The sequence below is a fragment of the Vibrio minamisatsumaniensis genome (assembly GCF_050337445.1).
Taxonomy (GTDB): domain Bacteria; phylum Pseudomonadota; class Gammaproteobacteria; order Enterobacterales; family Vibrionaceae; genus Vibrio; species Vibrio artabrorum.
The window spans coordinates 1-11,830 of the sequence record NZ_JAKJSY010000101.1 but is presented as its reverse complement, the minus strand read 5'-3'; the positions used below and the strand labels follow the sequence as shown (position 1 = coordinate 11,830).

Sequence of the window (11,830 nt, the reverse complement as noted above, 5' to 3'; positions counted from 1 at the left end):
TATCGCAAGTTATTACGCCTTTCATCGCCTCTGACTGCCAAGGCATCCACCGTGTACGCTTAGTCACTTAACCATACAACCCGAAAGGGTCTTGTGTATGATACAAATTTGCTTTCACTTTTAAAAAGTGAAGACAAAAAGCAACCAAGGTTTTTGGTTGTCATTAAGAAGGGTTAATTCTCAATGACTGTTTGCCGGACTCAATTGTGATTCAAACAAGTTTGAATCGAATACAAGACACTTGAATGTGTTTGTTGTGTTTAAATGGTGGGCGATACCGGGCTCGAACCAGTGACCCCCTGCTTGTAAGGCAGGTGCTCTCCCAACTGAGCTAATCGCCCCAAATTTTATTTCCTTGGGAGGAAATGGTGGGTCGTGCAGGATTCGAACCTGCGACCAATTGATTAAAAGTCAACTGCTCTACCAACTGAGCTAACGACCCAATGGTATCCCGTAGGGGAGTCGAACCCCTGTTACCGCCGTGAAAGGGCGGTGTCCTAGGCCTCTAGACGAACGGGACACTGCTAATTTATCTCCACTTTAAAAGCAGAAACAAACTTCGAAGAACTTGGGAGTTCTTCATCTCTTTGCTTTTCTAAACCTAATCAATCTGTGTGGACACTCATCGTAAGTATCTTCGTATAAGGAGGTGATCCAGCCCCAGGTTCCCCTAGGGCTACCTTGTTACGACTTCACCCCAGTCATGAACCACAAAGTGGTGAGCGTCCTCCCCGAAAGGTTAAACTACCCACTTCTTTTGCAGCCCACTCCCATGGTGTGACGGGCGGTGTGTACAAGGCCCGGGAACGTATTCACCGTGACATTCTGATTCACGATTACTAGCGATTCCGACTTCATGGAGTCGAGTTGCAGACTCCAATCCGGACTACGACGCACTTTTTGGGATTCGCTCACTATCGCTAGCTTGCTGCCCTCTGTATGCGCCATTGTAGCACGTGTGTAGCCCTACTCGTAAGGGCCATGATGACTTGACGTCGTCCCCACCTTCCTCCGGTTTATCACCGGCAGTCTCCCTGGAGTTCCCGACATTACTCGCTGGCAAACAAGGATAAGGGTTGCGCTCGTTGCGGGACTTAACCCAACATTTCACAACACGAGCTGACGACAGCCATGCAGCACCTGTCTCAGAGCTCCCGAAGGCACGCCTGCGTCTCCGCTGGMTTCTCTGGATGTCAAGAGTAGGTAAGGTTCTTCGCGTTGCATCGAATTAAACCACATGCTCCACCGCTTGTGCGGGCCCCCGTCAATTCATTTGAGTTTTAATCTTGCGACCGTACTCCCCAGGCGGTCTACTTAACGCGTTAGCTCCGAAAGCCACGGCTCAAGGCCACAACCTCCAAGTAGACATCGTTTACGGCGTGGACTACCAGGGTATCTAATCCTGTTTGCTCCCCACGCTTTCGCATCTGAGTGTCAGTATCTGTCCAGGGGGCCGCCTTCGCCACTGGTATTCCTTCAGATCTCTACGCATTTCACCGCTACACCTGAAATTCTACCCCCCTCTACAGTACTCTAGTTCACCAGTTTCAAATGCAGTTCCGAGGTTGAGCCCCGGGCTTTCACATCTGACTTAATGAACCACCTGCATGCGCTTTACGCCCAGTAATTCCGATTAACGCTCGCACCCTCCGTATTACCGCGGCTGCTGGCACGGAGTTAGCCGGTGCTTCTTCTGTTGCTAACGTCAAGAGATAGCGCTATTAACRCTACCCCCTTCCTCACAACTGAAAGTACTTTACAACCCGAAGGCCTTCTTCATACACGCGGCATGGCTGCATCAGGCTTGCGCCCATTGTGCAATATTCCCCACTGCTGCCTCCCGTAGGAGTCTGGACCGTGTCTCAGTTCCAGTGTGGCTGATCATCCTCTCAGACCAGCTAGGGATCGTCGCCTTGGTGAGCCATTACCTCACCAACTAGCTAATCCCACCTAGGCATATCTTGACGCGAGAGGCCCGAAGGTCCCCCTCTTTGGCCCGTAGGCATTATGCGGTATTAGCCATCGTTTCCAATGGTTATCCCCCACATCAAGGCAATTTCCTAGGCATTACTCACCCGTCCGCCGCTCGACGCCCATTAACGCACCCGAAGGATTGTTAGTGTCGTTTCCGCTCGACTTGCATGTGTTAGGCCTGCCGCCAGCGTTCAATCTGAGCCATGATCAAACTCTTCAATTTAAGATTTTGTGACTCAACGAATACTGACTTCAAAACTACAAAAAGTAATTCTAAAGCTATTACCATTCCAACAGAATGATAATGAATTGACTGTGCCAAGACTAAGTAAACTTAATCTCGATTGGTCACTCAGTTCATTGAAATCAATTTTGATTCCGAAGAATCTGCTTTATCTAACGATAAAACGTTTTGATATTCATCAACGAGTGCCCACACAGATTGATAGGTTTAAATTGTTAAAGAGCTTCACTTGTTGAGCGTTCCTTTTATGTAAGGCACCTCTCGAAGTGGACGGTCATTCTAGCGAATTAACATTCAGTGTCAAACACTTTTTTGAAAATTAATTTTTGTCGCCTTCCGTCTTACTGATTCTCGCTGAAGCCTTGTGGCGTCTGCTGTCTCAGTGGGGTCGCATTATAAGCCCCCCTCTCAGCTTAGCAACTACTTTTTCATCAAAAATGAATAAATAAGGCTTAAATGCCTAATAGTTCACCTAAATGGAAAAAAGAGAACATTTTTGCTCTCTTTTTGTTCTAAATCCAAAAGTATTGTTAGATAAATGCGTAAGCGTCTGCGTACATATGATCACGCTTTGCTTGTTTATTCTGAATAAATAAATCTCTTGCAGCACCCGCCATTTCAAAACGTCCTGCAATATAGATATCAAAATCAGCCAATGATTCGAAGCTTCGATTGATCGCTTCAAGCACATTGCCCGTTTGACCATGCCAAACTTCAGGCGCTATTTCTACTACTGGTACAAAATGAACATTGCTGTGTTTTGCTGCAATATCGACAAGTTCTTCTTTGGCATACAGCTGGCACTCGTCTTTTGCCCCCCAATACAGATGAATCTCTTTTTTACTGTTTTGTGCGATGCAATGATCCAAAATAGATCGCACGTAACTAAAGCCCGTACCACCAGCGATCAGTAGTAGAGGACGCTCGCTCTCTTCTTTAACCCATGCATCACCATGAGGTGCATCTATAGCAATATTGCCACCTTCTGCCTGTGCTTTTTTCATTGCCTCAACCACCTCTGAAGCATAAGCATTATGCTCAGCTGCACCGATGTGTAACTCAAGCTCGCCTTGATGGCGGCAAGGGCTACTTGCAATAGAAAACGGACGTTTATCTTTGTCACCCATTTCAACCATCAAGTATTGACCAGCTTTAAAAGCCACCGGTGTTTCAGGGTGAAGTAGAATTTGGTAAGTGTTACAAGCCAGCGGCTCGATAGACTTCACTTTACATTTAATCGTCATGTTCTTCCTCTCACTAACCCTTAATCGGCAAAGGTTAGAACTAAATTACTTTCTGCAAATGCTTGGCAAGCAAAAATCCAACCTTGAAGCTGCTCTTTCTCTGTGAGCATGGGTTCAAGGTGATAACTCACTTGGCCTTCTAATATTTTGCACATACACATAGCGCATGCACCAACTTGGCAACGGTTTGGAAAATGGATATCGCTGTTGAGCGCAGCATCCAAAACCGTTTGCCCTTTTTCTACTGTAAAGCTTATTTTTTCTGGATATAACACGATTTTGTAGGTCATGAAATTCCCAGTTGTTCCCAGATGCCATCAATTTTTTTGACGAGCTCAGGATCTTTTGTAATTGGTACGCCCCACTCACGAAGACGTTCGCCTTCCCACTTATTCGTCGCATCTAGACCCATCTTGGAGTATCCAGTGTCGTTGTGTAGAAATAACGTATCTCTTGCCGGATCCATTCTTGTCGTCACAGCCCAAATAATATCATTCCAGTCACTCACGTTAACGTCACCATCACAGACGATGACAAACTTGTTCTCATCAAACTGAGACCAAACTGCTTCCATGATTTTTTTACCATTACCTGCCGCTTGTTTATCAATAGAGACGATAACCATACTGGCATTGTCATTTTGCAGATGAATATCGATGATTTCAGAACAACGCTTAACTAGTTCAGCCAAAGCACCTTCTAGATGTTCGCTCTTAACTGGGGCTGCTTCTACATCTGATGACAACGCTAACTCTGCCTCCCACTTCTTAGTGATATCTAAGCCCATCTTAGAACCAAGACCGACGACTGGAGAAGCAAAATCTAGAGAATCGATCGGTGTGTTTTCTATCATCAGGCTATCGCGTGTCGGATCCATATATTTACACATCGCTGCGGTTACTTGAGACCAATCTCGAGCGTTAACGTCCTGATCGCATACCAAAACAAATTTTGTGTACATGAATTGACGTAAGAAAGACCAAACCCCCATCATCACTCGTTTGGCGTGACCAGGATATTGCTTCTTCATGGTGACGACTGCCATTCGGTATGAACAACCTTCCGGTGGGAGATAGAAGTCTTCGATTTCTGGAAATTGTTTTTGAAGGATAGGAACAAACACTTCATTTAACGCCACACCCAATACCGCTGGCTCATCCGGCGGACGGCCAGTGTAGGTACTGTGATAGACAGGGTTCTCGCGCATGGTGACATGAGTAATAGTGAACACGTGGTGTTTTTCTTTCTCGTTGTAGTAACCAGTATGATCGCCATAGGGCCCTTCATCTGCGAATTCATTCGGGTCGATGTAACCTTCCATCACGATTTCGGCACTTGCAGGAACTTCTAAGTCATTGCTGACTGACTTGACGACTTCTGTTTTACTACCACGTAATAGACCGGCAAACGCATATTCCGATAAGGTATCTGGCACAGGCGTAACCGCACCTAAAATGGTGGCAGGGTCTGCACCAAACGCGACAGAGACTGGAAACGGTTGACCGGGGTGAGTTTCCATCCAGTCACGCAGATCAAGGGCTCCACCACGATGGGCTAACCAGCGCATGATGATTTTATTCTTACCGATCTTTTGTTGACGATAGATACCTAAGTTTTGGCGTTTTTTGTTCGGACCACGAGTCACTGTTAACCCCCATGTTAACAAGGGAGCGACATCGTCACTCCAACAACTCATCACCGGAATTTTATCTAAATCGACGTCATCACCTTGCCAAACCACTTTCTGGCACGCTGCTTTACGAAGGCGCTTAACTGGCATGTTTAAGACCTGCTTAAACACTGGCAGTTTATCAAGAGCGTCTTTAAAGCCTTTTGGTGGCTCTGGCTCTTTTAGGTAGGCAAGTAACTTACCCACCTCTCGTAACTCTTTAACCTCTTGACGCCCCATACCTATGGCTACGCGATCAGGCGTACCAAATAGGTTAGTCAAAACAGGCATGTCATAGCCTACCGGATTTTCAAATAAAAGAGCGGGGCCACCAGCACGCAGAGTTCGGTCGCTAATCTCGGTCATTTCATAGTCAGGATCGACGGGGTGAGAAATGCGTTTCAACTGACCAATACTTTCAAGATGGTCGATAAAATCACGTAAATCTTTAAAACTCATAAGGCTTCTACATGCTGATTATTCTGCACTCAGTATATCAAAAAGGGGAACGTTGAGGTCCCCCTTTTTAGTGTGGTTATTAAGAGATAACATCCACTTTACGGTAATGCTTGCTTGATTAAAGAACTCTTCACTTGAGGGTTATCATTGACAAGATCCTGCAACCATCGCGTATGACCTTGTTTGGCCAATTCACGGGCGACTAATGGCGCTTCATCAGCAATTGCCATCCTAGAGACAAGGAACTGTTTTACCTCTTCAGACAGCGGCTTAACCTTGGCAAGCAAAGTAATGGCTTCATCCTTCAAACGAGGATTCTTAGTCGCAGCCATGACTTGCTCAAGTGCAAATACTTGTTGGGTTTCAGCAAGCCGCACTAATTCAGCTTGGCTGTAATAATCGGCCTTCATACGCCATAAAATGTTGTATACCTCAGGATCTTGACTCACTTGAGCTAATCGAACGACAACCTCCGTTGAGGGCAACCAACTCACAATAGAAGACGTTGTGAGTTGTTTCGTTAGGTAATCGACAGCCTCAGGCGACAAACTATCGAGCTCCTTGATTAACAAAGACTCTCGAGTTTGAACTTGGTACTCATTGCCCGACAACCACATCTTCAAATCGAGATCTTGCTTCTCTGCATCGAGCACAAACTGCTGTGTATTTTGATCTTGCCGCCACTGTTTGATGAGTCGATTGGCAATGGAAGGGTAATCGAAGGCGGGTATCGTAAATTCGTAACCATCCCCACGCTCCAAAACTTGATAAGTGGGCGTGATAGCAAGTTGCTGCTCAATAAAAAGAGCCATCTTGGAAGTGAGTACGATTTTTTGTTGCTCAAGCTTTTTCAAGAGCTGGTAACGAGTGACCTCTTGTTGAGGAAATGTTAGGCGTTCAAGTGCGAAACGAAGAGAATCCACCTCATCATGTACCACAAGCTCGAATAATTCAGTCGTTTTCAATTTTACTTGATCATTCTCAAGCCAAGACTCTACTGTATGTGGGGACATCTCTGTTGCATAGCTCATACCAACCGATGACATTAACAGTGAAGTAGACAGGAGTAATGATGACAACAGTCCATGTCGCATTTTAACTTCCTTTTAACACTTTTTGTTATTCTGCAAGCTCGCACGGTAAAATGCAAACAAAAAGCGCCACCCGAAGGCAGCGCTTTTTTGATATCCATCAACCGGTCAAAATTACTGTCGACGCATTGCGTCAAAGAATTCATCGTTGGTTTTGGTCATTGCGAGTTTGTCGATAAGGAATTCCATTGCATCTGTTTCGCCCATTGGGTGAACAATCTTACGCAGGATCCACATCTTCTGTAGTTCATCGCTTTTGGTAAGTAGCTCTTCGCGACGAGTACCAGAGCGGTTGAAATCAATCGCTGGGAATACACGCTTTTCAGCAATCTTACGGTTAAGGTGCAGTTCCATGTTACCTGTCCCTTTAAATTCTTCGTAGATTACTTCATCCATCTTAGAACCAGTATCAACCAGTGCTGTTGCGATGATGGTTAAGCTACCGCCTTCTTCTACGTTACGCGCTGCACCGAAGAAACGCTTAGGACGATGAAGTGCATTCGCATCAACACCACCAGTCAGCACTTTTCCTGATGAAGGAATCACAGTGTTGTAAGCACGAGCTAGACGAGTAATAGAATCCAATAGGATAACCACGTCTTTTTTGTGCTCAACAAGACGTTTCGCCTTCTCGATAACCATTTCGGCAACTTGTACGTGGCGAGATGCTGGCTCATCGAAAGTCGAAGCAATCACTTCACCTTTTACTAGGCGTTGCATTTCTGTTACTTCTTCTGGGCGCTCATCGATCAGTAGAACCATTAGTTCACACTCAGGATGATTGCGAGCAATGCTTTGGGCAATATTTTGCAGAAGCATTGTCTTACCCGCTTTAGGTGGAGCAACAATCAGACCACGTTGACCTTTACCAATTGGTGAAGCAAGGTCAAGAATTCGAGCTGTGATATCTTCAGTGGCACCATTACCTGCTTCCATCACCATACGTTCGTTGGCATGAAGAGGAGTCAAGTTTTCAAAAAGAATCTTGTTACGAGCGTTGTCTGGCTTGTCGTAGTTAACCGTGTTTACTTTAAGCAGTGCAAAGTAACGCTCGCCATCTTTAGGTGGACGGATTTTACCGCCAATAGAGTCACCCGTGCGAAGGTTAAAACGACGAATCTGGCTTGGTGATACGTAAATATCATCTGGCCCAGCAAGGTACGAGCTATCGCCGCTACGCAGGAAACCAAAACCGTCTTGAAGAATTTCTAGAACACCATCACCAAAGATGTCCTCACCACTTTTTGCATGCGCTTTAAGGATGGAGAAGATAATGTCTTGTTTTCTTAAACGAGCTTGATTTTCAAGACCTAGGCTTTCGCTAAGTTTCACAAGTTCAGACACAGGTCTGTTCTTCAGTTCAGTAAGATTCATAGTGGTGGAAGTTTGTTTAGTCAAAATAGGATCTGTTTTCTTAAGTTAAGAAGGATTTGGTCACAGGCTCGACCAAGAAGAGAATTTGTTCAATTAACGTGCGATAAATTAGCACTAAAACTAAGACTAGTCTATAGCTTAGAAAAAACAAAACCGCGCATTTGTTAACTGCACGGTTTCTTTTCAGTTACTCACCTGATTATAGGTTCGCGTCTAGGAACTCTTTAAGCTGAGTTTTAGACAACGCACCCACTTTAGTCGCAGCTACGCCGCCATCTTTAAAAAGAAGTAGCGTTGGAATACCGCGAATACCAAATTTTGGTGGAGTACCAGCATTTTGGTCGATATTTAATTTACCGATTGTGAGCTTGCCTTCGTACTCGTCTGCGATTTCATCGAGAATTGGCGCAATCATTTTACATGGACCACACCATTCAGCCCAAAAATCAACAAGAACCGGGCCTGCAGCATTGATTACATCGTTATCAAAACCGTCATCAGTTAGCTGCAAAATCTTATCACTCATCTTCCACTCCAATGTGTTTTTTAGAACTGGTTGGATGATAACCAGTAAATAGATGCCCTATTGGAATGTATTTACTTTCGTATTGCAAGCTTAAGCTGATATTCTATAGCAATGAAAAAGACACATATCACAGAGCAAAAGTTCGCCGACTTGGATTTACTTCCTCAAGTCATTGAAGGATTGGAGAAAAAAGGGTTTGATTACTGCACCCCTATCCAAGCCTTGGCGCTCCCGGTACTGCTCACCGGCCAAGACATTGCAGGCCAGGCCCAAACGGGCACTGGTAAAACGCTTGCGTTTCTTACTGCTACTTTTAACCACCTATTAAAAACACCTGAGCATGAAGGGCGTAAGCCTAACCAGCCGCGTGCAATTATTATGGCACCAACGCGTGAGCTAGCGATTCAGATCTTTAACGATGCTGACTCTCTCGTTGCAAGCACGGGGATCAAGGCAGCGCTGGCTTACGGTGGCGAAAGCTACGACAAGCAACAGGGTAAAATTGAAGAAGGTGCAGACATCCTAATCGGGACGACTGGCCGTATCATCGACTTTTACAAGCAGAAGGTGTTTAACCTCAATCATATTCAAGCCGTTGTGCTTGATGAAGCTGACCGTATGTTTGATCTCGGCTTCATAAAAGATATCCGTTTCTTGTTCCGTCGTATGCCAGAACCTAAAGATCGTCTGAACATGTTGTTCTCTGCGACGCTGTCTTACCGCGTACAAGAACTTGCGTTCGAACACATGCACAACCCTGAGCATGTCGTTGTTGAACCTGAGCGCAAGACTGGTCACCGTATTCAAGAAGAGCTTTTCTACCCTTCTAACGAACATAAGATGGCGCTTCTACAAACGTTAATCGAAGAAGAATGGCCAGATCGCGCGATCATCTTCGCTAACACCAAGCACAAATGTGAATCCGTTTGGGGCCACCTGGCTGCCGATGGTCACCGTGTTGGTCTGCTAACCGGTGATGTCCCACAGAAGAAGCGTGAAAAGATTCTTGAGCAATTCACTCAAGGCGAAGTTGACCTGCTTGTCGCAACCGATGTTGCCGCTCGTGGCCTGCATATCCCTCAAGTCACTCACGTATTCAACTTTGACCTACCAGACGATTGCGAAGACTACGTTCACCGTATCGGCCGTACAGGTCGTGCTGGCGAAAGCGGCCACTCAATCAGTTTTGCTTGTGAAGATTACGCTATCAACTTGCCACCAATCGAAGAATACATTGAGCACGCTATCCCGATGTCTGACTACGATGCTTCGGCACTATTAGAAGATCTGCCAGCACCATTGCGCTTACGCACACGTAACCCGCAACAACGCCGCTCAAACAACAATGGCCCACGCAACGGTAACCGTAAACCAAACCCGAATCGTCGCCCACGCCAACCGCGTCATAACAAGGAAGCTTAGTCGCTTATGAGTCAAACAGTGTCGCCCCCGCTTTACGCTGCAATCGACCTCGGATCGAACAGTTTTCATATGCTCGTTGTACGTCATATTGACGGCAGCGTTCAAACCATGGCTAAGATTAAACGCAAAGTGCGTTTAGCCGCTGGCTTAAATGAAAATAATGCGCTTAGCACAGAAGCTATGCAGCGCGGCTGGGACTGTTTGAGTCTCTTTGCAGAGCGACTGCAAGACATTCCAAAAGACAATATCCGCATTGTCGGTACCGCAACTCTACGTACCGCGACCAATGTGGATATATTTCTAGAAAAAGCCAACCAGATACTCGGTTATGACATCAACGTTATTTCGGGTGAAGAAGAAGCGGCGACCATCTACAAAGGCGTAGCCCATACTTCTGGTGGTAGTGGCCGCCGACTGGTTGTCGATATTGGCGGTGCAAGTACCGAGATGATCATTGGTGAGGGTTTCTCAGCCAAAGCATTGACTAGCCTAAAAATGGGTTGTGTTACTTGGCTTGAACGCCACTTTAAAGATCGCCAACTCACCGCAACCAACTTTAATAATGCTATTGAAGCCGCAAAATCAACGTTGGTTCCAATCCTTGAACGCTACACTGATATCGGCTGGGACGTGTGTGTCGGTGCCAGTGGCACAGTTCAAGCTTTGCAAGAAATCATGTTGGCACAAGGTATGGATGAGGTCATTACTCACGCCAAACTGAAACGCCTACAAAAACAAGCGATGGCAGCAGAGCGACTCGAAGAATTAGAGATTGAAGGGTTAACCCTTGAACGTGCTCTCGTATTCCCGAGTGGTCTGTCAATTCTAATTGCTGTCTTTGAGATACTTAAAATAGATTCAATGACTCTCGCGGGCGGTGCACTCCGTGAAGGCCTGGCTTATGAGATGGTAGATGAGTTACGACAAGAAGATATTCGAGCTCGCACTATTGCAAGTGTTCAGTCTCGCTACCAAATAGATACCATTTACGGGGAGCAAGTCGCATCGTTAGCGCAATCTCTGTTTGAACAAGCGGGGGCAAGTGCATGGGTATCAGAACCTCAAGCTGGTGTCCTTTTACAAACGGCCGCTAAACTGCACGAGATTGGTTTAACCATCGATTTCAAAAAAGGCGGCGAACACAGCGCGTACTTACTCCAAAACTCAGATTTACCTGGTTTTACACGTGCTCAAAAATACTATCTCGGTGAACTCGTGCGTCGCTACCATGAGCAACTAACGTCATTGCCAGAGCAACACGCTATCTCGGGCACCAGCAGCAAGCGTATTTTACGTATTCTTCGTTTGGCGATTTTGTTGACTCACCGTCGTAACCCCGACCTTGAACCACAAGTGACATTAACGGCACAAGAGGACAAGCTAACATTGAGTCTGTCAGAGCAATGGCTAGCCAGCAACCCACTCACAGCTGCTGAATTGGAAATTGAGTCGAACCGTCAGACAGATATCGGTTGGCCGCTCAACATCGAATGTCTTTGATATTAACTATCTGATACTAGGCATTAAAAAAGCCCAAGTTTGAACTGACCCCCAATAGTTGGACACCAATTATTGGGGGTCTTTTTATGTCCAAATATAGCCGAGAGCTAAAATGTATCATTGCTAAGCAATACTTAGATGGCACGTCATCTCTCTACTTAGCAAAACAATATTCAATTTCTTCAAGACAGATACGGTATTGGGCTCAAGTCTTTGCCATCCATGATACTGATTCATTTTTACCAACTAAGCATGCCGCGACTGCTCAAACAAAACGAAAAGCATTGAATTTAATGTGGACGAATGAATGGTCTCTCACGCACACAC

The 11,830-nt window shown here is 45.7% G+C and carries 8 protein-coding genes, 3 tRNA genes, 1 rRNA gene and 1 pseudogene; 3 read left to right on the top strand and 10 right to left on the bottom strand.

The genetic code is table 11. The annotated features are described in order from the left end of the window. Positions 1-265: 265 nt before the first annotated feature. From L4B77_RS17840 to trxA, 10 genes are all read right to left on the bottom strand, one after another. A tRNA-Val gene (locus L4B77_RS17840) sits at positions 266-341 on the bottom strand. Between the two features lie 25 nt (positions 342-366). Next, a tRNA-Lys gene (locus L4B77_RS17835) sits at positions 367-442 on the bottom strand. 2 nt (positions 443-444) lie between these two features. Continuing rightward, positions 445-520: transfer RNA gene (locus L4B77_RS17830), tRNA-Glu, on the bottom strand. A gap of 122 nt (positions 521-642) precedes the next feature. Continuing rightward, a 16S ribosomal RNA gene (locus L4B77_RS17825) occupies positions 643-2,197 on the bottom strand. 551 nt (positions 2,198-2,748) lie between these two features. Next, on the bottom strand, positions 2,749-3,462 hold the full coding sequence (gene fre / locus L4B77_RS17820; RefSeq protein WP_261838410.1) for an NAD(P)H-flavin reductase: 714 nt from the start codon (positions 3,460-3,462) through the stop codon (positions 2,749-2,751). Positions 3,463-3,482: 20 nt separating this feature from the next. Further along, positions 3,483-3,752: a 2Fe-2S iron-sulfur cluster-binding protein gene (locus L4B77_RS17815; RefSeq protein ID WP_261838411.1), complete on the bottom strand. Its 270-nt coding sequence runs from the start codon at positions 3,750-3,752 to the stop codon at positions 3,483-3,485. Next, positions 3,749-5,590, bottom strand: a complete 1,842-nt coding sequence (gene ubiD, locus L4B77_RS17810) for a 4-hydroxy-3-polyprenylbenzoate decarboxylase (RefSeq protein ID WP_429752061.1) — start codon at positions 5,588-5,590, stop codon at positions 3,749-3,751. The genes L4B77_RS17815 and ubiD overlap by 4 nt, the downstream gene beginning before the upstream one ends. A gap of 98 nt (positions 5,591-5,688) precedes the next feature. After that, on the bottom strand, positions 5,689-6,684 hold the full coding sequence (locus L4B77_RS17805; protein ID WP_261838413.1) for a hypothetical protein: 996 nt from the start codon (positions 6,682-6,684) through the stop codon (positions 5,689-5,691). A gap of 111 nt (positions 6,685-6,795) precedes the next feature. Continuing rightward, complete coding sequence (gene rho, locus L4B77_RS17800) at positions 6,796-8,055, bottom strand: transcription termination factor Rho (RefSeq protein ID WP_029222011.1); 1,260 nt, start codon at positions 8,053-8,055, stop codon at positions 6,796-6,798. 199 nt (positions 8,056-8,254) lie between these two features. Continuing rightward, complete coding sequence (gene trxA / locus L4B77_RS17795) at positions 8,255-8,581, bottom strand: thioredoxin TrxA (RefSeq protein ID WP_010440700.1); 327 nt, start codon at positions 8,579-8,581, stop codon at positions 8,255-8,257. A gap of 111 nt (positions 8,582-8,692) precedes the next feature. Between trxA and rhlB the strand changes: the two genes are divergently transcribed. The 3 genes and pseudogenes from rhlB to L4B77_RS17780 form a co-directional block, all read left to right on the top strand. Further along, complete coding sequence (gene rhlB, locus L4B77_RS17790) at positions 8,693-10,003, top strand: ATP-dependent RNA helicase RhlB (protein ID WP_261838414.1); 1,311 nt, start codon at positions 8,693-8,695, stop codon at positions 10,001-10,003. Between the two features lie 6 nt (positions 10,004-10,009). Then, complete coding sequence (gene gppA, locus L4B77_RS17785; RefSeq protein WP_261838415.1) at positions 10,010-11,503, top strand: guanosine-5'-triphosphate,3'-diphosphate diphosphatase; 1,494 nt, start codon at positions 10,010-10,012, stop codon at positions 11,501-11,503. An 86-nt stretch (positions 11,504-11,589) separates the two neighbouring features. Next, a pseudogene (locus tag L4B77_RS17780) lies at positions 11,590-11,830 on the top strand (helix-turn-helix domain-containing protein); the annotation flags it as partial.

Excerpts from the sequence above, each read along its gene's own strand:
- L4B77_RS17805 (WP_261838413.1), bottom strand. The coding sequence starts at position 6,684 with ATGCGACATGGACTGTTGTCATCATTACTCCTGTCTACTTCACTGTTA.
- rhlB (WP_261838414.1), top strand. The coding sequence starts at position 8,693 with ATGAAAAAGACACATATCACAGAGCAAAAGTTCGCCGACTTGGATTTA.
- L4B77_RS17815 (WP_261838411.1), bottom strand. The coding sequence starts at position 3,752 with ATGACCTACAAAATCGTGTTATATCCAGAAAAAATAAGCTTTACAGTA.
- ubiD (WP_429752061.1), bottom strand. The coding sequence starts at position 5,590 with ATGAGTTTTAAAGATTTACGTGATTTTATCGACCATCTTGAAAGTATT.
- trxA (WP_010440700.1), bottom strand. The coding sequence starts at position 8,581 with ATGAGTGATAAGATTTTGCAGCTAACTGATGACGGTTTTGATAACGAT.
- rho (WP_029222011.1), bottom strand. The coding sequence starts at position 8,055 with ATGAATCTTACTGAACTGAAGAACAGACCTGTGTCTGAACTTGTGAAA.
- gppA (WP_261838415.1), top strand. The coding sequence starts at position 10,010 with ATGAGTCAAACAGTGTCGCCCCCGCTTTACGCTGCAATCGACCTCGGA.
- fre (WP_261838410.1), bottom strand. The coding sequence starts at position 3,462 with ATGACGATTAAATGTAAAGTGAAGTCTATCGAGCCGCTGGCTTGTAAC.